The organism is Sneathiella sp. (genome assembly GCF_036960985.1).
GTDB lineage: Bacteria > Pseudomonadota > Alphaproteobacteria > Sneathiellales > Sneathiellaceae > Sneathiella.
In genome coordinates, this window is sequence record NZ_JBALWD010000005.1 from 110,923 (window position 1) to 134,725 (window position 23,803).

At 48.4% G+C, this 23,803-nt stretch carries 24 protein-coding genes and 2 tRNA genes; 14 read left to right on the forward strand and 12 right to left on the reverse strand.

Annotation, left to right across the window (positions count from 1 at the left end; translation table 11 throughout):
• Positions 1-24: 24 nt before the first annotated feature.
• The gene (locus V7723_RS04455; RefSeq protein ID WP_443024187.1) at positions 25-582 is read right to left on the reverse strand and encodes a carboxymuconolactone decarboxylase family protein; all 558 of its coding nucleotides are present in this window, start codon (positions 580-582) and stop codon (positions 25-27) included.
• Between the two features lie 163 nt (positions 583-745).
• Between V7723_RS04455 and V7723_RS04460 the strand changes: the two genes are divergently transcribed.
• From V7723_RS04460 to V7723_RS04480, 5 genes are all read left to right on the forward strand, one after another.
• On the forward strand, positions 746-1,339 hold the full coding sequence (locus V7723_RS04460) for a TetR/AcrR family transcriptional regulator (protein WP_335683233.1): 594 nt from the start codon (positions 746-748) through the stop codon (positions 1,337-1,339).
• 594 nt (positions 1,340-1,933) lie between these two features.
• On the forward strand, positions 1,934-2,614 hold the full coding sequence (locus V7723_RS04465) for a VPLPA-CTERM sorting domain-containing protein (RefSeq protein WP_335683234.1): 681 nt from the start codon (positions 1,934-1,936) through the stop codon (positions 2,612-2,614).
• Between the two features lie 116 nt (positions 2,615-2,730).
• The gene (locus V7723_RS04470) at positions 2,731-3,456 is read left to right on the forward strand and encodes a hypothetical protein (protein ID WP_335683235.1); all 726 of its coding nucleotides are present in this window, start codon (positions 2,731-2,733) and stop codon (positions 3,454-3,456) included.
• Between the two features lie 80 nt (positions 3,457-3,536).
• Positions 3,537-4,007 (forward strand): GFA family protein, encoded by a 471-nt coding sequence (locus V7723_RS04475; protein ID WP_335683236.1) that lies wholly within the window; start codon positions 3,537-3,539, stop codon positions 4,005-4,007.
• Position 4,008: 1 nt separating this feature from the next.
• Positions 4,009-4,944, forward strand: coding sequence for a ketopantoate reductase family protein (locus tag V7723_RS04480; protein WP_335683237.1), 936 nt, complete (start codon positions 4,009-4,011; stop codon positions 4,942-4,944).
• Here the strand turns inward: V7723_RS04480 and V7723_RS04485 are convergent.
• From V7723_RS04485 to V7723_RS04525, 9 genes are all read right to left on the reverse strand, one after another.
• Complete coding sequence (locus V7723_RS04485) at positions 4,941-6,089, reverse strand: hypothetical protein (protein ID WP_335683238.1); 1,149 nt, start codon at positions 6,087-6,089, stop codon at positions 4,941-4,943. The two genes, V7723_RS04480 and V7723_RS04485, sit on opposite strands and share 4 nt — an antisense overlap.
• Before the next feature lie 74 nt (positions 6,090-6,163).
• Complete coding sequence (locus V7723_RS04490) at positions 6,164-6,928, reverse strand: class II aldolase/adducin family protein (RefSeq protein WP_335683239.1); 765 nt, start codon at positions 6,926-6,928, stop codon at positions 6,164-6,166.
• A gap of 52 nt (positions 6,929-6,980) precedes the next feature.
• On the reverse strand, positions 6,981-7,826 hold the full coding sequence (locus V7723_RS04495; protein WP_335683240.1) for a VOC family protein: 846 nt from the start codon (positions 7,824-7,826) through the stop codon (positions 6,981-6,983).
• Positions 7,827-7,947: 121 nt separating this feature from the next.
• A complete protein-coding gene (locus tag V7723_RS04500; protein WP_335683241.1) occupies positions 7,948-8,211 on the reverse strand; it encodes a hypothetical protein in 264 nt (87 codons plus the stop codon).
• Between the two features lie 257 nt (positions 8,212-8,468).
• Positions 8,469-8,732: a hypothetical protein gene (locus tag V7723_RS04505; protein ID WP_335683242.1), complete on the reverse strand. Its 264-nt coding sequence runs from the start codon at positions 8,730-8,732 to the stop codon at positions 8,469-8,471.
• Positions 8,733-8,800: 68 nt separating this feature from the next.
• Positions 8,801-8,876: transfer RNA gene (locus V7723_RS04510), tRNA-Asn, on the reverse strand.
• A gap of 122 nt (positions 8,877-8,998) precedes the next feature.
• Complete coding sequence (locus V7723_RS04515; RefSeq protein WP_335683243.1) at positions 8,999-9,187, reverse strand: YqaE/Pmp3 family membrane protein; 189 nt, start codon at positions 9,185-9,187, stop codon at positions 8,999-9,001.
• A gap of 132 nt (positions 9,188-9,319) precedes the next feature.
• Positions 9,320-9,393, reverse strand: a tRNA-Cys gene (locus V7723_RS04520).
• 404 nt (positions 9,394-9,797) lie between these two features.
• Positions 9,798-9,995, reverse strand: coding sequence for a hypothetical protein (locus V7723_RS04525; RefSeq protein WP_335683244.1), 198 nt, complete (start codon positions 9,993-9,995; stop codon positions 9,798-9,800).
• A 283-nt stretch (positions 9,996-10,278) separates the two neighbouring features.
• Between V7723_RS04525 and V7723_RS04530 the strand changes: the two genes are divergently transcribed.
• From V7723_RS04530 to V7723_RS04560, 7 genes are all read left to right on the forward strand, one after another.
• Positions 10,279-11,136 (forward strand): crotonase/enoyl-CoA hydratase family protein, encoded by an 858-nt coding sequence (locus tag V7723_RS04530; RefSeq protein ID WP_335683245.1) that lies wholly within the window; start codon positions 10,279-10,281, stop codon positions 11,134-11,136.
• A gap of 90 nt (positions 11,137-11,226) precedes the next feature.
• Positions 11,227-11,883 (forward strand): protein-L-isoaspartate O-methyltransferase family protein, encoded by a 657-nt coding sequence (locus tag V7723_RS04535; protein WP_335683246.1) that lies wholly within the window; start codon positions 11,227-11,229, stop codon positions 11,881-11,883.
• A 214-nt stretch (positions 11,884-12,097) separates the two neighbouring features.
• A complete protein-coding gene (locus V7723_RS04540) occupies positions 12,098-13,462 on the forward strand; it encodes a TolC family outer membrane protein (protein WP_335683247.1) in 1,365 nt (454 codons plus the stop codon).
• Between the two features lie 108 nt (positions 13,463-13,570).
• Positions 13,571-14,254 carry a DUF2497 domain-containing protein gene (locus V7723_RS04545; protein ID WP_335683248.1) on the forward strand — a complete coding sequence of 228 codons (684 nt, stop codon included), beginning with the start codon at positions 13,571-13,573 and terminating at the stop codon, positions 14,252-14,254.
• 79 nt (positions 14,255-14,333) lie between these two features.
• Entirely contained in the window at positions 14,334-16,979 is a 2,646-nt protein-coding gene (locus tag V7723_RS04550; RefSeq protein ID WP_335683249.1) for a valine--tRNA ligase, read from the forward strand.
• A 164-nt stretch (positions 16,980-17,143) separates the two neighbouring features.
• The gene (locus tag V7723_RS04555; RefSeq protein ID WP_335683250.1) at positions 17,144-18,598 is read left to right on the forward strand and encodes an amidase; all 1,455 of its coding nucleotides are present in this window, start codon (positions 17,144-17,146) and stop codon (positions 18,596-18,598) included.
• 226 nt (positions 18,599-18,824) lie between these two features.
• Positions 18,825-19,232 (forward strand): hypothetical protein, encoded by a 408-nt coding sequence (locus V7723_RS04560; protein WP_335683251.1) that lies wholly within the window; start codon positions 18,825-18,827, stop codon positions 19,230-19,232.
• 3 nt (positions 19,233-19,235) lie between these two features.
• On the opposite strand, the gene V7723_RS04565 is transcribed toward V7723_RS04560, so the two are convergent.
• Positions 19,236-19,649: a PaaI family thioesterase gene (locus tag V7723_RS04565; protein ID WP_335683252.1), complete on the reverse strand. Its 414-nt coding sequence runs from the start codon at positions 19,647-19,649 to the stop codon at positions 19,236-19,238.
• Positions 19,650-20,062: 413 nt separating this feature from the next.
• On the opposite strand from V7723_RS04565, the gene V7723_RS04570 reads away from it, so the two are divergent.
• Both V7723_RS04570 and V7723_RS04575 read left to right on the forward strand, forming a co-directional pair.
• Positions 20,063-20,761, forward strand: a complete 699-nt coding sequence (locus tag V7723_RS04570) for a hypothetical protein (RefSeq protein WP_335683253.1) — start codon at positions 20,063-20,065, stop codon at positions 20,759-20,761.
• A 143-nt stretch (positions 20,762-20,904) separates the two neighbouring features.
• Entirely contained in the window at positions 20,905-22,464 is a 1,560-nt protein-coding gene (locus tag V7723_RS04575; protein ID WP_335683254.1) for a long-chain-fatty-acid--CoA ligase, read from the forward strand.
• On the opposite strand, the gene V7723_RS04580 is transcribed toward V7723_RS04575, so the two are convergent.
• Positions 22,457-23,770, reverse strand: coding sequence for an OmpA family protein (locus tag V7723_RS04580; RefSeq protein ID WP_335683255.1), 1,314 nt, complete (start codon positions 23,768-23,770; stop codon positions 22,457-22,459). The genes V7723_RS04575 and V7723_RS04580 overlap by 8 nt on opposite strands.
• Positions 23,771-23,803 lie beyond the last annotated feature (33 nt).

Below are 23,803 nucleotides of genomic sequence, written 5' to 3' on the forward strand. Positions count from 1 at the left end.
AACCCAGTTCGTCCGCCTGTGCCGTCAAGCCGCTTTTTGCCAGTCAAATTTCTGGAACGGCGCATCCACCGGTGTGTCCGCCAGATGATTGGTGTAGTTGGACATTACTTTTTGGGCGACGCCAAGCACCACTTCGAGTATCTGGCGCTTGCTGAAGCCGGCATCGAGAAATGCCTGGACGCCCGCGTCATCTACATGGCCGCGATTGCGCACGACGCTCAGGGTAAAATCGCGAAGCGCTTCCAGCCGTGCATTGGGTAGCGGTGTTTCGTTGCGCAGGGCGTCATTGATCTCGTCACCGACGCCCATGCCCTTGGCAATGGCTGTATGGGCGGGCACACAGTAATGGCAGTCATGTTCCACATTGACCGTTTGCCAGACCACAGTGACCTCATCCGCATCAAGGCTCGAGTCTGTGAATAAATCGCCAACAACATTATAGGCTTTTAATAGTCCCGGTGCCTCCACCATGACGGCATGCAGGCCGGGGATCATGCCGAATTTCTTTATTGAATTGGCGAGAAGGGATCTGCCCTCTTCGGTGGGGGCGTCGGTAGCTGTGTACAGGGTAAAGTCAGTCATGGTTTGCTCCAGGTTTGTATAAATTTGAGCCCGTGTTGGGTGAACCGGATATAGGTATCTTTGAGTGATCACTCAATAGTAACTTTGAGCAATCACTCAAACGTGATCATGTGCCGGGCAAAGCTGCAAGACAACCGGGGTAATTTGCCTTAAGTATAGGGCTATGACCCGTGCACGCCCTTATAACCGAGATGTTGCTCTGGATGCCGCCATGCGCCTTTTCTGGAAAAAAGGGTATCATGCGACATCACTCAAAGATCTTGAAGACGCACTTCACATGAAGCCGGGCAGTATTTATGCGGCTTTTTCCAGTAAGGAAGCCTTGTTCAGCGCGGCGCTTGAACGCTACTACAGGCGCAATAAGGCAGAGTTTTTAAGCGGCTTTGACGGCAATGTATCACCGCTTGGGAAGATGGTGGATTATCTGCGGTATCTTGGACAGAATCCGGCAGAAGATCCAGAATGTCGGGCCTGCATGCTGGTCAAGACGCTGCTCAGCGCAACACCGGATGAGGATGCCATCGCCGATCAGGCGCGGGGATATCTTGACGAGTTGAAAGGTGATTTTGCAACGGTTTTCGAGACCGCAAAGGCGGCAGGGGAACTGCCGGCGGATCTGGATGTAAAGCGGCTTGCCCGGCGCTACCAATCCGAGGTGATGACCCTCAGAATTGAGGCCCATCGCGGAACCAACGGCGAAGACCTCGCGGACCTGGCCGATGAAGCCGCCCGAAGCTTCGAGCAGCTACGCATTTAGAACTAACGCCGAAATTGACGCATTTTACCTAAAAATTAACCATAATAATTAACTATAATAATTAACTATATTTATTAACTATATTTATTAACCATAATAAATCTTCCAAAACCCGCGAAACCTTTATTACGCTCGTTGGTGAAAACATCAATAATTCACCCGCGATACGCTGATATAAATCCGCAATCAGGTGAGGGGAGCGCGCAGAATCGATTAAACCGATTCTGAAAAACAAGCGATTAGAGGGATTTAGGCTTCGTTTATGTTGTGATTGGCGGTGTTCTTCTGTGAGGAAAATGTGGAACTGATGTGGGAAAATTTACAAAATCGGCCGTTTTTCTGGCAGTTTTATTACGTTTCACAAATATAATTGTTTGATTTCAAGCAATTAGCGTTAACCGTGTTTGAAAATTTATTTTGTATTTGTTTAAAATTGTGGTTAAAAAAAGATTAATTAGTAAAATGCACCCGTTCTAACTAATCAGGTGCTGACTATTCAATATTCCGAAAGCACTCGTTTGCACTAAGAGTGTTCAGTCATTTATTGTTGCGTATATTTCGTAATTAATTCTTTTATCTATGAGAGGGGCGATAATGTCCATTAATGCAATTTCTATAAAACTTAAAGTACTGGGCTTTGGTGCCGCGGCCATAATTGGCGCGACCATGCTGCTCGGTGCAACAAATTCCGCGACGGCGGCAAGCTTTACCTGTCCGGATACTGCAGGCGGCGGGCAATGCTGGAACATCAACGGTCGAGGCGATCCTAGTGGTGATTTTAAAAATGCTCTTGACTGGCAAATGACCTTTGATGGAAGCCCTGAAGATAACTGGTCAGAACTTTCTGTATCACCGGGTTTCAGCAAATCCCAATTCTCGTATTCACCGCGGTCGTCAAAAGCGTTTCCAAATCAAAGCCCCGATGCCGTCCGGCTTGTACTAGAATCATCAGACTGGTTCGGAGAGGCATTGACACTGGTCGGACAGGTTGACAGCATTTCGACAGACAATAATGAAGTTAAAAACTATTCTACCGGTATTGATGGCCAAATCTACTATTTGCATGCTGGGCAATATGCCATGGCTTGGTACTTTGAAACTGTTCAGGACGGTTTTTTTGCTAATATGGCGGCAAAGGGCTGGAGTAATCTCCGTGTCTACAACACACAGATATCGGCCGTACCACTTCCAGCAGCCTTGCCGCTGTTTGGTGCCGCACTTCTCGGCCTCGTTTTCCTGAGCCGCCGGCGTAAAATCAAAGCAAAACAAGCCTAACAGGGCGATCATAGGGACGACAAGACGGCGACTTTTGGGTCGCCGTTTTTTTATGGGCCAGCCGAATTAACCGATCTTTAGTGTCTGCAGCCTATTTTCAGGGCGAAGGAGATAGGATGATCAGCGAGCTGAGACCCACAATTTGTTTGTTCGACGCGTTCCGCTTTGTGCTGGCGCACCGTTGGTCCTGTCTGATCCGGGCGGTACCGATCATTTTGATAACGGGCATTATGGCTTTTCTGGAAACCAGTATCCTGGCTGCCACCGAATATTTCACTCTGGTGATGAGGGAAATTTTATACGCGATTTTTGCTGTCTTTTGGCACCGATATGTCCTGCGCCCCGATTTGCGCGCGCAGATGGGATTTGGTCTGGCGTTCGGGCTGCGAGAAATCAAGTTTGCCGCAGCACTTCTTGTCTTCGTGGTGACCAGTTATCTTCTGGGGCGTAGTCTTGCGGGTGCGGTTGGTGTGAGTTCTATCAGTTCCGTGTTTGTCGTGATTGCCGTTGTTTATCTGGCTTTTTTGCCCTTCATCTTCCTTTTCCCCGCCATTGCCCTGGATCAGCCGCTTCAGATCGGTGTGTTTGCCCGGCGCATTCTGGACATGATTGTTCCCCTGGTTGGAACCATATTTATGGGGTTCGTTGCCGTCGTCGGGATTTCAATTTTGCTTTATCTGCCCGGAATATTGATTGCCCTTCGGAATCCCGATCTTGGAGATTTGGTGATCTTCCTGACATCCAGTTTTGTGATTGCGCCTTTTGTTCTCGCCGTGACGATCACCTTTGTGTCTTTTCTCTATCGGCAATCCCTTGGCGTCGTGATCGTCGACCCGGCCTGATCTTTTGGCTTGAACAGTTTTGACGCTTGCCGCCGCACATTTTATTTCCTACCGTAACCGACCCTATCAGGAGAACGAGAATGCTTGAGACCTATTCTGGCGGTTGCGCCTGCGGCGCTGTGCGATATGAGGTGATGGTTCCGCCGATGTTTGTGCATTGCTGCCATTGCACGGAATGCCAACGGCTGACCGGCAGTGCTTTTGTCATGAACGCGCTGATTGAAACCGCGCATATTCAGATCAAAAGCGGCGATTTGACGCCGATTTCCGTACCGACGCATAGCGGTGGACCCCACGATATCTATCATTGCAGCAGCTGTCAGACAGCGCTGTGGAGTGACTATGGCCGTAAACCAGCGTTGCGATATTTACGGGTAGGCACATTGGATGAGCCATCGCGGATGCCGCCGGACGTGCATATTTTTACCCGCTCCAAATTGCCCTGGGTCAATTTGAGCAATGAAGCGGCGGTCTTCGACGTTTATTATCATCAGGAAACCCTGTGGCCCGCTGAAAACTATGCTCGCCGCCGTGCTGTGGAGACAGCGTAACATGACGAAAAAAATCGGGATTGTGGGGGCGGGGGCCATTGGCGGGTTCTTCGGGGCGAAACTGGTTGCGGCCGGGTATGAGGTTTTCGTACTGGCCCGCGGAAAAAATCTTGAGGTGCTGACGACCGACGGCCTGTCCGTTCATTCAGATACGGGGGATGTCACGGTAAAATTCGCCGGGGTGTCAGACAAGGCCGAAGCGCTGGGCCAAATGGACGCGGTGATCTTCACGGTGAAAGGGCAGGATACGGCCAAGGCCGCCGAGGATATGTGGCCAATGATCGGACCGCAGACGGAAATTATCAGCTTTCAGAATGGCCTGTCTGGCGTGGAATTACTGGTGGAGTTGTTTGGCGAACACCGGGTGTCGGCGGGGATTACCTATATTCCGGCGGTTATCGATGCACCGGGTCAGTTACGGCATACGGGCAAGGTGACCCGATCGGTGTTCGGACCCTACACGCCGCGGGATATGGCTCTGCATCACGAGCTAGCAGCGGCGTTGCAGGCGGCCGGACTGGAGCTGAAAGCGCTGGACGAGCCGTTACCGGCTGTCTGGGAAAAATTTGTCGTGCTGGCACCGTTTCATATTATTGGCTGCCTGACCCGCATGTCGCTGGGCCAATGGATCGTCAATCCGGAAATGCAGGACCTGTTTTTGCGGGCCATGCTGGAAGTCTGCGCGGTCGGTATGCGCAAAGGCGTCGCCATCTCCGGCGATATTGCCCAAAAGCAGGTAGAATTCTGCCAAACCCATGCGGATCCGGGCACCCGGGCGTCGATGCTGGAAGATCTGGAGCGCGGCAAACCGTTGGAAATTGATAGCACGATGGGTTGGCTTTGCACGGAAGGCAAACGCCTCGATGTGCCGACACCAATCCATGATATGTGCTACGCGTTGCTCACACCGTATCGCGACGGCAAACCGGCAGGCTAGCCAACGGGCACGGCGAAAATCGTGATGAAGAGCAGACCGGCGGCGGCAAGTAGAAAAACGCCGCGCTGTTTGTTCGTTGTGGCCACGCTGAAGGCCACAAGGCATTGCATAAAGTAATAAAAGGCGAAGGCGCGGGAGGCCAGGGTCAGGATTTCGAATGTTTCCGCGGACCAGGTCAGGAGAATGGCGAAGCCGCAGATGATCAGATAGGTGAGCCGCACCGGAATTTTGTGGCCGGTGAATTCCAGCATATTGCCCGACGCACCGATGGTATCAGCGGTGGCCGCGCTGAACTGGCTGAAAATCGCAGCGATAACCAGCGGCAGAGGCAACCAGACGGCGACGGCCATGGCCAGATCCATGAGGGCGTTGTCGGCAACATCGTCGGACAGGACATACATGATAGGTGTCGCCAGGCCAACAAGCAGGATATAGACAATTGTCGAGACAATCTGGGCATTACGGCTGGCAGCGATACGGGTCGGGGCGTCAAATTCATCGCCAAGATAGCGGGTGGTTTCAAACCCCTGGACCACGATCAAACTGCCGCCCAGAACTGTGACAATCTGCCAGAGGGATTGGTCGGTGATATCTGGCAGGATCAGGCCGCCATTATACAGGACACCCATGTCATGCACAAAAAAGGCGACGATCATCAAGGCAATGATGGCCATCGTGGTGATCAGCGCCCATCGTTCCAGACCCTCGAGCACGCGCAGGCCTTTGGTGATCCCGATAAACAAAATGAACAGGATGATACCGGTGGTCAGGGCCCGCTGATTATATTCCGTGTTATTGCCGAGAAATCCCAAGCCGTAAGACGCTAGAATACGAATGTACAGGGTGACCGAAATAACATAGGCCGGGACCAAAGCGATATCGGCAATGCGCTCGAATAGGGACGTTATTCCGGTGGCTTTACCGGCTTCCAGTACCGGTTCTGCATATCGGATATTAAAGCGGATAATCGCGCCAACGCCATAGGCAACAAAGCAGATGCCGGCCATGGCGGGCAGGGCGTAGGGCCCAACTGAATCCGCCAGGACAGCGACGATGACCAAAAAGCCGCTGCCAAAAATGGAGGCCAGCGGCGTGGTCGTCCCATAGACGAATTTTCGGAACCATGGCGTCATGGATCTGCGCAAATTTTGTAGTCCCCCAACAGAACGTGTCGAACTTTTGCTCGGACCGTTCCGGATCTTAGTAAAGCGTGATCATATCACCGGGCGTAATCGGCGCCAAGTCTGTCGAGGCGGCGTTTGAGAGCGGCAAATTCGCGGGAGCCAATGGGGGCGCCGAGACCGGTCATGGCTTGCGCATGGGCCAGGTCCTGAACGTCCTTTGACGGCAGATGCACATTATTGCCAGCTTGTGCCGCAATTTGCATGCGACATGCCTGCTCAATGTAATACATCATGATAAAGGCTTCGGGGATGCTGCGGCCGCAGGTGAGCAGGCCATGATTGCGTAGGAACAATATCTGTTTTTCCGATCCCAGATCCGCAAGCAAGCGGGTCTGTTCTTCGGGATTGAGGGCGAGCCCTTCATATTCATGATAACCGATTAGGCCGGTATAAAGCAGGGCCGTCTGGCTGAGCGGGAGGAGGCCTTCACTTTGCGCTGCAACACCAACACCGGCAACTGTATGGGTATGGATAACACAGGCTATGTCCGGCCGCGCCTCATGCACACAGGAATGAATGATAAATCCGGCCGGGTTAATCTCATCTTCGCCGTGGTCAATGATATTGCCGTTCAAATCCACCTTGACCAAATTGGAAGCGGTGACTTCTTCATATAACAACCCAAATGGGTTGAGCAGGAAATGCTCTTCTGGTCCGGGAACCCGGGCAGAGATATGGGTATAAATCAGATCATCCATGCCGAAATGTGCGATCAGGCGATAACAGGCCGCAAGGTCGACGCGGGCCTGCCATTCATCAAGGGACATGCTGTTTGTGCGGATGGCTTGTTGATTTCCCATGATGATCTCCGTTGGCTAGATATGTTGGTATTTATATAGACGTGTAATGTGACTATTCCGTGAATTCGAACAGACTATCGAAGGTTGGTTCATACAGGAGAATACGGGTCTGTTCGTCGACAACAGGTACTGATGTTTTTAGCGTTTTCAGGACCTCCCTAACGGCTTCAAGACTGCTCGTGCGAATTTGCAGGGCGCCAAAAATCGACGGCCGATCGTTGAGAGAACAGGCGAGAGACCCGAACCGCGCCGCATAGGCTTCGGGAGACAGTATCGTCAGTGTTGCACCATTCAGCGGCAAGGTTTTTGTCTGACCATCTGTTGCGACCTCGGTTTCGAGGAGAGCGGCAAATTTCTCCGCTTCTTCCATTGGAGAAGTGGAGGCGACAACAAAATCTGTGATGGCCTCAGCACCATTGGCATGACGTTGCCATTCCGGCCGCCAAACCACATCTGGCGTATGATGCTCACAGAAATAAACACGACCGCCTGGAAAAGTTCCGCCTTTGACGTGGGTTGTGGTGAAGCTGGCATCGACATCGCCGTCTGGTAAGGCAACTGGACGAGTAAAGGATTTTGTAGGCCCGGCGGCAATCCCCAAGCTTTCCAGTATATCCAGATTAGCTTGTGCGCCGGCCGTTTTAAAAACGAGACCATTCAGGCCCAACGGCGCGTCCGCAATATCCGGCCGGCCGGCAGCGGCGCCTTTGCTTTCTGCGGGCAGCCCAATAAGTTCGAGATAATCGGTACCGAACATCATCAGATGATTAATGGAGCCAAGGGAATGATATCCGCGCTCTGTCAGGTGAAATCCGAGATTTGAAAATATTTGTGCGGCTTGGTCCATATCAAAACCAACATTGATGACCGCGTGATCCAGCTGTGCCTGTTCCGGCATTCTTTTATCTCCTGTTCGCAAAGAGGGAAGATCTTTTGATTACCTTAGAGGCAACGGACGAACAAGGTCAATGGCGCCCGAAGCAAATACCGGGCGCCCTGTTATTGTGGATATATCGTTTCTAGAACATGGCATCCTGCTGGGCGGGCCATAATTTTGTATCGCAGCCTTTACGATCGGCACGTGCTTTGATGCCCTGGTTTGTATTGAGCACGTCATTACCTTGGCCGAATTTTTGCTTGCCCTCGCCAAAATAGCCGGTGACGGATTTTGTGTTCTCAGCATACTCAGCGGTCAGTTGTTCGCAACTATACGTCCGGTCATCGCGGGTTGTTGTACAGGCAGCGACGGTTAGGAGTAGCGGTAAAATTATCAGCTTTTTCATTATGTTCCCTCATATTAAGAAATTTGATAGTAAAAGGAAACATAGGTAGACGTGACTGTCAAATCTTTGCGTGCACAGGGTTGGTAATGAGCAATTATGCCTATTTATCTCAGATTTTCTCGGTAGAGCCAGCGGACGTAGGTAACGTCAGTTTCTCAAATAGCCTTTGTGTAAGCCTCTAACAGTTAGTGAAATACATTGATCAACCAGAGCGTAACAGTCTAACGGCCTGTTCAGAATAAATATCAACAATAAGCTTAAATGGCCCGGTCTGGTTGGGCAGGCCAATTGGAAACATCGCATTTATCTGACACAGCGTTGTTCTTGAGGGCCATATTCAGATCTAGGCGTCTGTCGGCATCTAACCGTTGTCGCTTATTCCCGCTTCTATTATTGGTGATGACCTCGGTATTGTCGCGATAATCTTGAGTGTAGCCAGCGCATTTTTCGGCGAGTGTTTTCGGGGCTGTATTACAAGCACTTAGAAAAATTGCGATGAACAGTAGAAGAACTGTTTTCATGGTTTTCTGCGCTTTCAAATTATGTCGAAAAAAAAGCCTCTGAAGCGCACTCCAGAGGCTTTTTGAATTGGCTCCCCGAGCAGGACTCGAACCTGCGACAGGCTGATTAACAGTCAGCTGCTCTACCAACTGAGCTATCGGGGATCAGTAGCCCGAACGCTTTCGGGATGGCGGCTTATAGCAATTGCGCGATAGCCTGCCAAGCCTTGATTTTGTAAAACCGAAAAAAATTTATGACGCGGATTGGAAAAACCTGTTTCTGTTAGCTATTCGCCGTGGGCCTCGGCAATTTTCTTGTCCGTATTATATTGGCTTAACGCATAGACGGCCCAGATCGCAGCCGGTATCCATCCGATTAAGGTAATCTGCAAAATCAAGCAAAAAATGCCTTGAAAAGGTTTGCCGATGGTAAAGAAGACAATGAAGGGGAGGAGGAGGGCTAGGATGAGTCTCATGGCAATTTCCTTTGTACTGAATATGCCGGGCAGCTTACCCAAGCAGATCTGAGTTGGCAATCAGTAGATAATGGTCGGGATTTGGCCGCGATACATGGAACAGAAAATGTCACAATAAGGGAAAGCGAAAAATGGAGGCCTGGACCGGAATCGAACCGGTGTAGACGGATTTGCAATCCGCTGCGTCACCACTCCGCCACCAGGCCTCGTAACTGTGGTGTTTGCTTAAAAAGCCTAGGCGTTATAAGAGCTTGCCGGAGGGCTGTCAAGGAGTCGAATACGGAGTCCAAAATTACCATTTATGAACGGTTTTAAGGGGCTGGAATTTTTCTGATTACGAAATGGACACTGGATAAGTGAAAAATATGAGGTGAACAATATTAAGCGTGAAATGTATAAGGATCGCCGAAACTAATCGGCCGCTAAGTAAATACGTTAGCCCATATAAGTAAGCCTGCAACCGCGCATCCTAAAGTTAACCAAATAAGAAATTCCGGAGTGAGTGATGTCCGTACAATGCAACTGGCGTAATTGTTTATTCTATCGACGAAAAATTATTTTTCACTTTGCGTGATTTTTTTCAGGGCAACTGATTTCGATCAGCGTAGCTTTACAAGAGGTCCCGGATCATAAAGCCGCCAATAAAGGCGACGATAACGGCGATAACCACAACGATGAATGTGGTTCTGGTATCTTCGCGATGCCGGATATGCAAGCTATCAATTCTGCTGTTTATATCATTTAGTCCAGCATAATAGCCGGCCGAGTAGTCACCTTCTTCAGGTTTTCCAGATTGTATTTTATCCATTGTTAGCAGCCTAATGACTATTTTATCTATAGATTATATACTAAATATAGGTGTTACCCAATTCCCGGATTTCGTTACATTGTAACTTTCCAGTTATCTTCAAAAAAGCGCCCAGAAATTGTTTCACGCGGTGCCAACGCGAACTACACCACACAAACACAGGGAAATTATGGCAGGGTCATTTTTTTTGAAGTAGGGTTTTTTCTGGAGTTGTGCTCCGGCAGTTTCTAGATACAAATACAAAAGAGCTGATTACAGATTCACAGGAGAATAGGCGGTTGGGATGAAGAAGGTATTGTTTGAAAAAGATGGTCGTATTGGGCGCATTACCCTGAATCGACCCGATGTCATGAACGCCATAGATGATGATCTTCCACAAGAGCTATCCGAAGCCGTTGCGAAAGCTGACGCGGACCGGGATATCCATGTGATGATTCTCGCCGGCAATGGGCCGGCTTTTTGTGCGGGATACGACTTGACCTATTATGCGGAAAGCAAGGGTAAAAATGTAATTACTCAAGAGATGCCGTGGGATCCCATGCAAGATTACGCCTTTATGTGGCAAAATACCCAACATTTCATGTCGCTTTGGCGGGCAATGAAACCGGTCATCTGTAAAGTTCATGGTTTTGCCGTCGCGGGTGGTTCAGATATCGCTCTCTGCGCGGATATGACGATCATGGGAGATAATGCAAAAATTGGTTATATGCCGGCGCGGGTTTGGGGATGCCCGACGACAGCAATGTGGGTGTATCGCCTCGGTGCAGAAAAGGCCAAACGCATGTTGTTTACGGGTGATAAGATTGATGGTCGAGAGGCAGCCGCAATGGGACTTGTTCTCAAATCAGTGCCAGATGAAACACTGGATGCGGAAGTAGAAGCCATGGCCGAGCGCATGGCAACGGTTCCTATAAATCAGCTGACAATGCAGAAAATGGTAATTAATCAGGCCATTGAAGCCACAGGTATGGAAAGTACCCAGCGGTTGGCGACAATTTTTGACGGCATTACACGGCATTCTCCTGAAGGTTTAAACTTCAAGCGCCGAAGTGAAAATGTTGGCTGGAAACAAGCGGTTCGCGAACGAGACGGGGGTACTTATGAATGGACGGAGGATCGGCCTATAAATCCTAAGGGATGATACATAAGAATATCCGCGTTATGCCTTGCCTTTAGTCTGCATTATTCAGTATAAAAGCCGTAGCATTAAAACAGGGTAATCTCGAATATTATGATAACCGAAAAATTTGCCGAAGCGCGCCATCATATGGTGCTAAGCCAATTGCGCCCCAATCAGGTAACAAGTGACCGTGTCGCCGACGCCATGGATACTGTGCCACGTGAAGAATTTGTTCCTAAAGAGTTGCGTGCAGTGGCGTATCTAGATGAAGATCTGGAAGTCGCTCCTGGGCGGTTTGTGGTTGAACCCCGTGTTTTCGCTAGGCTGCTGCAAGAGGCAGACGTAAAAAGCACTGATGTGGTTTTAGATATCGGGGCAGGCACCGGTTATTCTTCCGCTGTACTCGGGCAATTGGCCCAAGCTGTTGTTGCGATCGACAAAAACCCGGATCTTGTTGCAAAAGCGTCAGATACCTTAAACAAGTTAGAATGCGATAATGTCGCCATTGTCGAAGGGGAGTTGGCAGACGGGAACAAAAAACATGGGCCCTATAATGTCATTCATATAAATGGGGCAATTGATGTTGTGCCGATGAGTTTACTTGAACAGTTGACGGACGACGGACGGCTAGTTTGCGTCTTGGGGGGCAATCCGGGAACGGCGACTGTTTATATGCGGACTGGGGATCAGTTTTTCCCGCGCAAAGCCTTTGATGCATCTGTTCCGGTATTAAAAGATTTGATGGCGCCCGCGACATTTGAATTCTAGCGGAGCAAGAAGGTTGTTACATAATGGCAACGTAATAATCGAACATTCTTGTTAAGGTTAAGATTTCTATAATCATTTGGTTCAATAATAGTCGATGATGTGTTTGTAGTGACGAGAACTGTTTATATTAGTTGATAAAAACAGTGTTCGGGACTAAATTATTATATGGTTAATTTCTTGGTAATCCAAAATTGGATTTGAGAGGCGAGTAAAGATGAATAAAATGGCCTTAACTGTCGCGTCAGTTATCGCGGTAATTTTACCGCTATCTGGTGTGAGCGCCGAGACACTGAATGAGGCACTGGCAGCGACTTATCAGAATAATCCGACCTTACAAGCGCAGCGTGCGAGTGTTCGTGGCGTCGACGAAAATGTCTCGCAGGCGATCTCCGGATGGCGCCCTGAAGTTTTCGCGACGGCAGACGCCTCGGCACAACATAGTAATACCAATATTACGAACAATCCGGGTGGCAGCAAGGATACGACACCAACACAGGCCACTTTGACCGTGTCTCAGCCTGTCTATACCGGCGGCATAACAGATGCGACGACAAAATCAGCAGAAGCCACGGTGCTTGCGGCACGTGAGTCTCTTTTGTCAACTGAACAGGCTATTTATCAGCAGGCAGTATCAGCCTATGTGAGTGTTTTGAGTGGAACCGCTGTTGTTGATCTGAACAATAACAACGTCGCCGTTCTGCGACGCCAACTGGAAGCAGCGCAAGATCGGTTTGAAGTGGGTGAAATTACCCGGACCGATGTCGCGCAGGCGGAAGCCCGACTTGCAGATCAGATTTCCAACCTGATTCAATCAGAAGGAAACCTTCGATCAACGCGGGCAAATTTTGAACGCATTGTCGGAAAAGCGCCAGAGGGACTGGTAATACCGGCGATTCCGGCTGATTTTCCGGAATCAGAGGATGCCGCACTGATTACTGCGCTCGAAAACCATCCTGATATTAAAACAGCAAAATTCAACGAAGAAAGCTCGCGGCACGATATCCGGGCAACATCGGGTCAACTTCTTCCGATTATTTCGGTGGATGGTACTTTGGCTCATGGTAATGAAGTATCCGGAAATGGAACTTGGGCCAATACGGCAAGTATCGGAGCTTTTTTGACTGTCCCGCTTTATCAGTCAGGCTCGGTTTACAGCCAAGTACGTCAGGCCCGCCAGATTAACAGCCAGCGAATGCAGGAAATTGAAGAAGCGGTTCGTCTGATCCGGGAAAGCGTCGTCCAGTCATGGGAACAGTTGGAAACGGCCCGTTCTCGAATTGGTTCTAACCAGGAAGCTGTTCGCGCCAATACCATCGCGTTGGAAGGCGTGGAACAAGAAGCGCAGGTAGGTTCGCGGACAACTCTGGATGTTTTGAATGCTGAGCAAGAACTATTGGATAGTAAGGTAAATTTGGTGCTTGCGCAGCGGGACCAATATGTCGCGGTTTATAATGTCGTGGCCTCTATCGGAAGGCTGAATGCGCGCGATCTCCAGCTTGATGTGGATTATTATGATCCGGCAACCAACTATGACCGTGTTCGGGATAAATGGGTTGGAACTGATGGCGGCCTGAATTAAGGGTTCCTTAAAGGAACAGTGCCATATTAGAGGCGAAGACAAATTTATTGAGGCGTTCTGCAACTTGTACGGAATGGCAGGACCTTTTGTTTCGATGGTGGATTGAACATGAGTGATCAGAAAACAGAACAAGAACCGACGATGGAAGAGATATTGGCTTCCATTCGCCGTATTATTTCTGAAGATGGCGACGAAGAAACAGAGGGCCAAGAAGCTGGCGCTGAGGCGGTTGAAGAGATTGAACCAGAAGTCGAAGCTGCTGCAGAGCCTGAGCCGGAGCCGGAGCCCGAAGTGGCTTCAGAGCCAGAATCTGAGCCAGAACTAGAACCTGAACCAGAACCTGAAGTGGCTTCTGAGCCAGAACCGGAAGCCGAACCAGAAATTGATGAGGATGACATTTTGGAACTGACTGAGGAAATTCAGGAAGAAATTGCGGCTGCCGAAGAAGAAATTGAATTGGGCGCTGAATCTGAGATTGAAGAAGATTCTGACATCGAAGACGACACGGAAGCCGAACCGGCAATGGCCGCTTCGGAATCTCTGACAACTAACAGCCTGCTGGCTGATCCTACTATCGCTGCAACCACTTCTGCTTTTGCCAACCTGGCTGGCGCGGTTGCCTCTTCACGGGGACTACAAATGGGTAACAATGCTACACTCGAAGAAATGGTCAAAGATATGGTTCGGCCAATTTTGAAAGAATGGCTTGATCAAAATCTCCCGCAGATTGTTCAGCGTATTGTGGAGCGTGAAGTGAGCAAGCTTGCCGATCGTGCAGACGAAGACGAATAAAGTCTTTCCTGCAGGGCGGTGAGCCGACTATATTACTCCCGAACTTTTTGCAGATTTATCAATAAAGAAAGGTTCAGCAATGCTGGACAAATCTTATCGACCCCAAGAGGTCGAAGGAAAGCTCTATTCGAAATGGATGGAGCAAGGCGCGTTCTCTTGTGGGCGAGCCGACACGGATGATGCCTTTACCATTGTTATTCCACCGCCAAATGTGACAGGCAGCCTTCATATGGGGCACGCTCTCAACAATACACTTCAAGACATTCTCGTCCGGTTTGAACGGATGCGCGGTAAAGATGTTCTCTGGCAGCCGGGCATGGACCATGCCGGTATCGCCACACAGATGGTCGTTGAACGACAGCTGGCGGAGAAGGGGATCTCCCGTCATGATCTCGGCCGTGAGGCATTCGTTGATAAAATCTGGGAATGGAAAAGTGAATCCGGTGGGCTGATCTTTGAACAGCTTAAACGACTAGGCGCAACATGCGATTGGGACCGCGAGCGGTTTACCATGGATGACGGGTTATCTGTCGCCGTGCGTAAGGTTTTTGTGCAGCTTTTCAAAGAAGGGCTGATCTATCGCGACAAGCGCCTGGTAAACTGGGACCCGCAATTTCATACTGCAATTTCGGATCTGGAAGTCGAACAGCGCGAAGTTAATGGCCATATGTGGCATTTCCGCTATCCGGTCGAAGGAGAGGACGGACGTTTTATTACCGTTGCGACAACTCGCCCGGAAACCATGCTTGGAGATACCGGGATCGCCGTCCATCCTGATGATGAGCGTTACAAAGATCTTGTTGGTAAATTCGCCATTTTACCTATCGTTGGACGCCGAATTCCTATCGTTGCAGATGACTATGCAGATCCAGAACAGGGTTCTGGCGCTGTTAAAATAACACCGGCACATGACTTTAACGATTATGAAGTTGGTAAGCGCGCCGGCCTCGAGGTCATCAGTATAATGGACGAAAATGCCCATTTGAATGATGCTGTTCCTTCCGAGTATCAGGGAGTTGAACGTTTTGCTGCCCGAAAAAAAATCGTTGCGGAAATGGAAAAACTCGGCCTGCTGGAAAAAATTGATGATCACCCCCATACGGTTCCCTATGGTGATCGTTCCGGTGTGGTGATCGAACCGCTCTTGACGGATCAATGGTTCGCCGACGCGGCGACATTGGCACAACCGGCAATTCGAGCCGTTGAAAATGGCAACACACAATTTGTTCCTGCCAAATGGACTAATACCTATTACGACTGGATGCGAAATATTCAACCCTGGTGTATTTCTCGCCAGCTTTGGTGGGGACACCGGATCCCGGCTTGGTTCGGACCGGATGGCAAGTTCTTCGTGGAAGAGACCGAAGAAGAAGCAATTGCGGCGGCCGAGGCGCACTATGGCCGTACGGAGCCATTGATCCGCGATGAAGATGTGCTTGATACATGGTTTTCGTCTGCCCTTTGGCCATTTTCAACCCTTGGCTGGCCCGAGAAAACACCTGAGCTGGCGAAATACTATCAGACAGATGTGTTGGTAACCGGATTTGACATTATCTTCTTCTGGGTTGCCAGGATGATGATGATGGGATTGCATTTCACCGATGAAGCGCCGTTCCATACTGTCTATATACATGCACTGGTCCGGGATGAGCATGGCGCAAAAATGTCTAAATCAAAGGGCAATGTCGTGGATCCGTTGGATCTTATAGACACTTATGGTGCCGATGCATTGCGTTTCTTCCTGTCGGTTAGCGCCGCGCAGGGCCGAGATGTTAGCTTGTCTGAACAGCGGGTTGAAGGATATCGTAATTTTGCCACTAAACTTTGGAATGCGGCACGATTTTGCGAAATGAATGAATGCATCGCACCGAAGAATTTTGATCCTTTTGCGGTTGAGCAGCCAGTAAACCAATGGATCGTTGGTGAAGTTGTAAAATGCGAGTCTGCCGTTCGGGCTGCATTGGAAGGGTATCGTTTCAATGATGCCTCAAACGCGGTCTATGCTTTCACATGGAATGTATTTTGTGACTGGTACCTTGAGTTTGCAAAACTGCCGTTTCAAGGGGATGATGTGAAAGCCAAGGCGGAAACAAAAGCTACGGCTGCCTGGGGCCTCGATCAAATCCTTAAGATTCTACATCCCTTCATGCCTTTCGTTACCGAAGAAATTTGGGGCAATCTTGGCATTGAGCGGACAACAGATCTCATCGTCGCTGATTGGCCGGTTTACCCGGATTATGCAATGACATCAGCACAGGCAGAGATGGACTGGGTGCAGGAACTGATCGCAGGCGTTCGCGCAGTTCGGAGTGAAATGAATGTTCCGGCAGGCGCCAAAGTTCCTTTTATATTCAACGACGGCGATGAAAAGCAAAATCAATGGCTGGATCGCAACTGGGCGATAATTTCCCGTATGGCACGGCTTGAGAGCAAATCAATCAATATGGCGTTGCCAAAGGGGGCGTTGCAATTCGTTCATAGTGGTGCAACCGTTGGATTATCTTTGGCTGAAACCATGGATGTCGGGGCGGAAAAGGATCGTTTGGCCAAGGAAATCGGTAATCTAAATGGCTATATGATGGGTTTGAATAAAAAGCTTGGGAACGAAAAATTCGTCGCCAATGCGCCAGAAGACGTGGTCACAGGTGAGAAAGCCAAGTTGGCTGTTGCAGAACTCAAACTGGCGAAGCTCAATGACGCGGCAGCTAGGCTTGCCGAACTATAAGTTTTTTTGACTTTCTAAAAGAGGCGGCTCATTAGGGCCGTCTTTTTTTGTGCTCATATTTTTTTAATTGTCTCTTGATCCCTTATGGTTCTAAACTTCACTCGTCTTATTCTTTCCAAATAAAAAAATAGCGCACCCCATCGCTTTAACCAAAGGACATTAAGATGACAGAAATTCATTTTCTCCCTGCCTATGAACAAGCTAGAAAAATTGCGACAGGCGAAATCGGCGCGGAAGAGCTGCTGGATCATTATCTTAAACGTAATGGAACATATAATAGTGCTTTAAATGCGGTTATCTGGATGGATGAAGTCAGCGCCCGTCAGCGAGCGCGAGAAACAGATAAAGCGCGGGCGCGGGGGGATCGGTTAGGGCTGCTTGCAGGCGTTCCCATGACCATCAAGGAAAGTTATAATCTGGTGGGTAGTCCGTCGACATGGGGCAATCCAGCTTGGAAAGATCATTTTCCGGAGCGTAACGCGATGAGCGTTCAGCGCTTGTTGGATGCCGGGGCAAATATTTTCGGAAAGACGAACGTTCCGTTTATGCTGGCGGATTGGCAGAGCTTCAACGACATTTATGGAACGACAAATAACCCCTGGGATGTCAACCTGACTCCCGGCGGCTCCTCTGGCGGTTCGGCTGCCGCGATGGCTGCGGGTTTGAGCGGAATTGAAATTGGCTCTGATATCGGTGCTTCTATTCGCAATCCTGCGCATTATTGTGGTGTTTGCGGTCATAAACCAACTTATGGAATTGTTCCGGGGCATGGCCAGAAACCACCCGGGATCGTCGCAGATAGTGACATCGCCGTATTGGGCCCTATCGCCCGTTCAGCTGTTGATCTGGAAATTGCTTTAGACATCATGGCAGGGGCGGGACAGCCAGATAGCTCCGCTTGGATTTTGGACTTGAAGCCGGCGCGCCACAAAAAACTATCTGACTTCAGGATTGCGGTGATGACATCGGCGCCCGGTTTCGATGTGGATAATGATTATCAGGCTTGCCTGAACGAAATGGCGGAAAAACTTGCGGCCAGTGGTGCAACGGTAAGCCGGACGGCCCGCCCTGATATCGAAATTGCGCATGCCTATGAGACTTATATTTTGCTTCTACGCGCGGCGACTTCTGGTGCGTTGTCGGAGGAACAATTGGAGCGTTTCAGGGGAATAGTGGCAAATAGCAGTTCCGACGATAAAAGTTATTTGACCTTGATGGCACGGGCGGGAACGTTGCCGCATAAGGAATGGTTACGTTTGAATAACGAGCGGCATTTGATGGCCCGAAAATGGGCGGTTTTCTTTGAAGACTACGATGTCCTTATTTGCCCCGCTGCGGCGGGGCCGGCATTTCCGCAAAATCAGGTTGGCGAACGCCAGGATCGCATGATTGATATCAATGGCAATTTGCAACCCAGTACGGATCAAATGTTCTGGGCCGGATATTCAAATATGGTTGATTTACCGTCGACAGTAATTCCGGCGGGGAAGACACCTGCTGGGCTTCCCGTCGGATTGCAGGTTGTTGCTGCATATGGCGAAGATCGAACCTCTTTAGCCTTATGCCGATTGATCGAGGAGCGTTTTGGTGGATTTACACCACCGCCCGGTTACGACTGAAAATATCTTAATTCGCACAGTAATCTCTAAGGGATTGATTGCGAATAGCTTTTTCCAAATTGGATTGGGTTAAGCTAAAAACTACCTAAAACTACGGATTTTTCGAAAGATTTTGTTCATAAACTCCTGATACCTCTGAAATAAGGGTGCTTTTGCCGGAACTGGCTCATTAGTCAAATTGCTACGTGAAGCTGGCATACGCAGGTATACTGTCCAGGAGGGAATTATGGCTTATGCCATTAAAATGATTCAACCCACTTCGCGCAAGCGCGACACGGGATATAGCGGCGTCGCGTGGACCTGTCTGTTTTTTGGTCCCTTTCCCGCCCTATATCGCGGCCATATATTTGGCTTTATCGGCATGACAATCGTCAATTTCGCGACATTAGGTTTGTCGACGTTCGTTTTTATCTTTGTTTACAACGCGTGGCATTATCATTCTTTGCTCAGCCGCGGGTTTCATCCAGCCGGTCATCAATTTGGTAAAGTTCGAGAAAATATTGTTGAGGTAACAGCTGACAATAACAATAGTCCGGAAGATATATTTGAAATGGAAGATTTGCGACAGCGCCGACGTATAATGCTCGCGTCGCCGGAGCTTTCCGAAAACCTGATAGATGACAACCTTCGTTGATCCCTAAAGCAACATATAACTGCTGGTGACATGACCGACAGGTTTATCTGCATCGCCTGTGTGTAAATTAACTTCTCCAAACATGATTGTCCTGCCAGGTTTAATAATCCGCGCGACGGCGAACAATTCTGTATCTTTAACTGGTCTTAAGAATGACGTCTGAAGATTGATAGTCGTCATATTTACGAAATCACCTGCAAAAGCCGCCACAGCAAAGACCATGGCAGTGTCAGCAAGGGCCATAATCGCCTGTCCACTCATTGTTCCCCCCATTCTGTTGAGATCAGTGGAGGCCGGAATTCGAAGTGTTACGCCATCCTTTTCAACTCGGACGAAACTGATATCCAGGGCCTTTACCCACGGGGCAAACGCACTTTCATAGAAAACTTCGGCATCTTTGATGGAGAGGGCTGGCATTATTTGGGTCCTATATTGTGGCATTCGCAAATACGGATCTTTTTATTCATTAATTCTTTGCGATCAATCTAATACTAATTAGCAATATTAGACGCGTCTAGCCGTTTTAGTTTTAGCCAAAAGATAATGTTGGTTTTCGCGATATCGCCGGAATCATATTTAAAATTCGAGTTTCTTAGCGAATACCTGCAGAATAAAGATGCGAAAATTAACCATAACGCCCTATTGTTTCTTAATTGAAATGGTTAATGTTGCAATTAAATCATACCTTTATAGTTAATATACGTAATTCGACGCTTATTAAAATAAAGAGATATATTTACCTAAAATTTTATTATAATTTCCTTTCAAGTATTTAGGTTTATGGGTTTTCAATTTTTTAAGTTGATTTGATTTATGTATTGGAGCGCACGATGATTAAAAAGGTAATTGCAACAACATTTGCCGCAGCTGCATTAACAGCTGTTCTGGCATCACCAGCGGCGGCGGTAAGCGTCAACCTAATTTCGGATGGCGGATTTGAAACCGATAAAGGTTTGGGCAACAACGGCTGGGGTGTTTTCGACAATGTCGGCGCTTGGGCAAGAACAAATGGCCAAGGAATTGAAGTTCAACGTGGCCAGAATATTGGTGGCTCGAGCCCACATGGTGGCCAGCAGAAAATCGAACTTGATAGCCACAATCTGGATGATAAAGGCCAGCCAAAAAATTACGAGAGCAATTCTGCAATGCAGCAAATTGTTTCACTAGACGCAGGATCGTATGAATATTCTTTTTGGTACCGGGGACGGACCAAGGATGCCGGCACAAACGGTATTGGATATCGTATCGCCGATGCCGATAACGATGAAAGTATCTTCAAAGACGAAGTAACAGGCGTGAAAAAAGATGGCTGGGTTCAATATATTGAAACCTTCAGTTTGTCTGAAGCTACCAATGTTGCTTTTTGGTTTGAAGCAACTGGCAAACAAGATACTTATGGTGGATATCTTGACGACGTACGGTTGTCTGCTGTTCCGATTCCAGCCGCTTTGCCGCTCTTTGGCGCAGCGCTATTGGGCATGGGCTTCTTGGCTCGTCGTCGTAAGCAAAAGACAGCGTTGCAAGCTTAATACACGGCTTTTCAGACGTTTAAGACAAACGGCGCCTTTCCGAGGCGTCGTTTTTTTTTGTTTTTGCGTAGCTGGCTCATCCTACGCTTTACCTGATCGCGTATATCCTCAATAATCTAAAAAAACTCAAAAGGGAGTACGGGATGTATATTACTCAGATACTAAAGCGTGCGGTTCAGACCCGAGGTGATTTGATCGCGACGATCTGCGGTGAAAGGCAACATACCTACAAGCAGTTTTCTAATCGGGTTCAAAAATTCGCCGGCGCTTTGCGGAGCCTGGGTATCGGTGACGGGGAGCGGGTTGCTATTCTTGCCCATAATTCTGATCGGTATCTGGAGTTTTATTACGCTACGCCTTGGGCCGGTGGTATTTTCGTTCCAGTGAACACCAGATTGGCTGTTCCTGAATTTGCTTATTGGCTCAATGATTCAGGCTCTGAAATCCTGTTGGTCGATGATGCCTTCGCCGGTGTTGTTGCACAATTGAGAGAACAGGTGCCGAGCCTGAAACATATTATCTATATCGGTGAAAGCGATACCCCAGCTGGTATGTTGGATTACGAGACACTTGTGGCAGACCATGACCTAGTAGAAGATGCGGGCCGCAACAATGATGAGTTGGCGGGCCTTTTTTACACAGGGGGTACAACCGGCGTGTCAAAAGGCGTCATGCTCAGTCACCGTAATTTTGTTTCGAATACACTAAATTCAATGCCTGCCTTTAATTTCAACGAAGGATCTCGTTGGCTTCATGCAGCACCAATGTTTCACATTGCCGATGGCTGTGCGGTGTTTGGTGTGACTATGGGACTGGCCACTCACGTCTTTATTCCCGGTTTTACGCCAGCAGGAACCATGCAGGCGATGCAGGACCATAAGGTGACCAACACGCTTTTGGTGCCGACCATGGTCAATATGGTAGTGAATGATCCCACTGTTGGTAATTATGACTTATCTAGTGTTCGCGATATTGTCTACGGTGCGTCTCCGATGCCTGAAGCTGTGATTGTAAAGGCAATAGAAGTTCTGCCGAACTGTGGTTTCACTCATGCTTATGGACAAACGGAATGTGCGCCGTTGGTGACATATACAGGGCCGGAATTTCATGTATTAGAAGGCCCAAATGCCGGGCGGTTCAAATCTGCGGGCAGAGCAGCTTATTCGGTAGATGTTCGGATTTTTGACGAAAATGATAATGAAGTGCCCAATGGCACCGTCGGGGAAGTTTGTGTGCGTGGCCCGAATGTTATGCTCGGATACTGGAATAAGCCGGAGCAAACAGCCGAAGCTCTTCGTGGTGGATGGATGCATTCTGGCGATGGCGGCTATATGGATGAACAGGGTTTTGTTTATATTGTCGACCGAGTCAAAGATATGATTATTTCAGGTGGTGAAAACGTGTATTCAGCGGAAGTCGAGAACGCTGTCTACCAGCATTCGGCAGTAGCGGAATGCGCAGTTATTGGCATACCTCACGAAAAATGGGGAGAGCAAGTCCATGCGGTCGTTCGCCTTCAAGAGGGAAAAGAAGCGGTTGAGCAAGATATCATTGACCATTCTCAAACCTTGATTGCCGGATTTAAATGTCCGCGCAGCGTTTCCTTCGTTACTGATCCGCTTCCGCTTTCTGGAGCCGGCAAAATATTGAAAACAGAACTTCGGAAATCTTTTTGGGCTGAAAGCGATAAACAAGTTAGTTAGCCGTGAGCCGAGACAGCGCTGTGCAGTCTCGGATTTCGACGCGGCGGCGCGGTAAGCTATCGCTGAAATTTTCGCCATGACCAATGCTGTAGAGGGCTGTCTCCTTGACACCTGTCCGCACCAATAAAGATTTGACTTCATTGGCACGGCGATGAGAAAGGCGGTCGTTATCAAGCTGGGAACCAGTTGGGTCTGAAAACCCTGAAATGATGATGAATTGACTTTGTCTTTCTGTGAAAGTCAGAGCAAGATTTTTGATTTTTTTCATCGTGATAAAGCTCGATATGTTTTCTTCACCAAATTCGAACGGAAGGATTAATTCGGGTTGAGTATTCCAGCAACCTTTTGGAATAGATGCGGAAATTCTTTTAGTTGAAGTTTTTTCCATTTGAAAGAGCTCATAACTGAATTTATCCAACCCCAATTCAAGCTGATGTAATTTGTTTCTTGAACGATTTGCCCGTTCTTCAATTTTGGCGATTTTGTTCTTTAGAACTGAGCTGGTTAGGACAAGTTTTTCGGAGCCGCTTTTCGAAAGAGTTGCCACTTTATCGCTGATTTTTTGCACCGTGGTCTTAAGCACTGTAAATTCTGGGTTTTTAGTAAGTGAATTACTTGAGGACGATGAAAAAAGATTAGGCAAGGATTGTACCGGCACGGCGAATGGCATTCCTGTTTCGCCATTAAAAAACAACTCAAAACGTTCGGTTGAGCCGAGGAAAATGACGGGTTTGCTTTTTGACGGAATATCAAACAGGACGACGGGAAACGTAAAGAAACCACCTAATGTTCGAGCGAAACTGAGGAATAAGTTCAAATCTTCTATTTGATTTCCTCCGTCCGATTTGCAAAGATTTTCAATATTTAATCCAGGATATAATGCGTCTGGAGTAGTTCTGTTTATGGAACCATTTTGGGCGACATTCATTATGCAGCTTCGCGTTTCTTTTGCTTTTTCTCCCGCATGGTAAATTGATAGCGCAGAGATCAGCACTAAAATGGAAATTATTGCGGAAAATCGATGATTTCTAAACCTGAAAAAAAGTAAGAAAAGTTGGTAATATTTTGAAGCCGTGTTGCGTGCTTTTTCTGGAATGATTTTCGTCGCACTCTGTTTTTTATGCTTAAGGGATCGCGCCAGATGTTCTCGGCCAATCAAAATATGTGACGGATCTTTGCGGTTTCCATCTGGTAGAAGAAAAACAAACATATGCAAAAAATTTAGAACAAAAATCCCCAAACTAAGACCTATGATTCTAAAGCGAAGTCCAAGTTTTAAATGTCGATGAGATGTCTGGATAATCATATGGCCGAGCAATGTTACCGCAAAGAGCACGGC

Bases quoted from the DNA above. Each gene is read 5' to 3' on its own strand.
- V7723_RS04465 (WP_335683234.1), top strand. From the start codon at position 1,934: ATGTCCATTAATGCAATTTCTATAAAACTTAAAGTACTGGGCTTTGGT.
- V7723_RS04480 (WP_335683237.1), top strand. From the start codon at position 4,009: ATGACGAAAAAAATCGGGATTGTGGGGGCGGGGGCCATTGGCGGGTTC.
- V7723_RS04500 (WP_335683241.1), bottom strand. From the start codon at position 8,211: ATGAAAAAGCTGATAATTTTACCGCTACTCCTAACCGTCGCTGCCTGT.
- V7723_RS04490 (WP_335683239.1), bottom strand. From the start codon at position 6,928: ATGGGAAATCAACAAGCCATCCGCACAAACAGCATGTCCCTTGATGAA.
- V7723_RS04530 (WP_335683245.1), top strand. From the start codon at position 10,279: ATGAAGAAGGTATTGTTTGAAAAAGATGGTCGTATTGGGCGCATTACC.
- V7723_RS04535 (WP_335683246.1), top strand. From the start codon at position 11,227: ATGATAACCGAAAAATTTGCCGAAGCGCGCCATCATATGGTGCTAAGC.
- V7723_RS04560 (WP_335683251.1), top strand. From the start codon at position 18,825: ATGGCTTATGCCATTAAAATGATTCAACCCACTTCGCGCAAGCGCGAC.
- V7723_RS04470 (WP_335683235.1), top strand. From the start codon at position 2,731: ATGATCAGCGAGCTGAGACCCACAATTTGTTTGTTCGACGCGTTCCGC.
- V7723_RS04515 (WP_335683243.1), bottom strand. From the start codon at position 9,187: ATGAGACTCATCCTAGCCCTCCTCCTCCCCTTCATTGTCTTCTTTACC.
- V7723_RS04580 (WP_335683255.1), bottom strand. From the start codon at position 23,770: ATGATTATCCAGACATCTCATCGACATTTAAAACTTGGACTTCGCTTT.
- V7723_RS04475 (WP_335683236.1), top strand. From the start codon at position 3,537: ATGCTTGAGACCTATTCTGGCGGTTGCGCCTGCGGCGCTGTGCGATAT.
- V7723_RS04495 (WP_335683240.1), bottom strand. From the start codon at position 7,826: ATGCCGGAACAGGCACAGCTGGATCACGCGGTCATCAATGTTGGTTTT.
- V7723_RS04455 (WP_443024187.1), bottom strand. From the start codon at position 582: ATGACTGACTTTACCCTGTACACAGCTACCGACGCCCCCACCGAAGAG.
- V7723_RS04525 (WP_335683244.1), bottom strand. From the start codon at position 9,995: ATGGATAAAATACAATCTGGAAAACCTGAAGAAGGTGACTACTCGGCC.
- V7723_RS04460 (WP_335683233.1), top strand. From the start codon at position 746: ATGACCCGTGCACGCCCTTATAACCGAGATGTTGCTCTGGATGCCGCC.
- V7723_RS04545 (WP_335683248.1), top strand. From the start codon at position 13,571: ATGAGTGATCAGAAAACAGAACAAGAACCGACGATGGAAGAGATATTG.
- V7723_RS04575 (WP_335683254.1), top strand. From the start codon at position 20,905: ATGTATATTACTCAGATACTAAAGCGTGCGGTTCAGACCCGAGGTGAT.
- V7723_RS04555 (WP_335683250.1), top strand. From the start codon at position 17,144: ATGACAGAAATTCATTTTCTCCCTGCCTATGAACAAGCTAGAAAAATT.
- V7723_RS04505 (WP_335683242.1), bottom strand. From the start codon at position 8,732: ATGAAAACAGTTCTTCTACTGTTCATCGCAATTTTTCTAAGTGCTTGT.
- V7723_RS04565 (WP_335683252.1), bottom strand. From the start codon at position 19,649: ATGCCAGCCCTCTCCATCAAAGATGCCGAAGTTTTCTATGAAAGTGCG.
- V7723_RS04550 (WP_335683249.1), top strand. From the start codon at position 14,334: ATGCTGGACAAATCTTATCGACCCCAAGAGGTCGAAGGAAAGCTCTAT.
- V7723_RS04540 (WP_335683247.1), top strand. From the start codon at position 12,098: ATGAATAAAATGGCCTTAACTGTCGCGTCAGTTATCGCGGTAATTTTA.
- V7723_RS04570 (WP_335683253.1), top strand. From the start codon at position 20,063: ATGATTAAAAAGGTAATTGCAACAACATTTGCCGCAGCTGCATTAACA.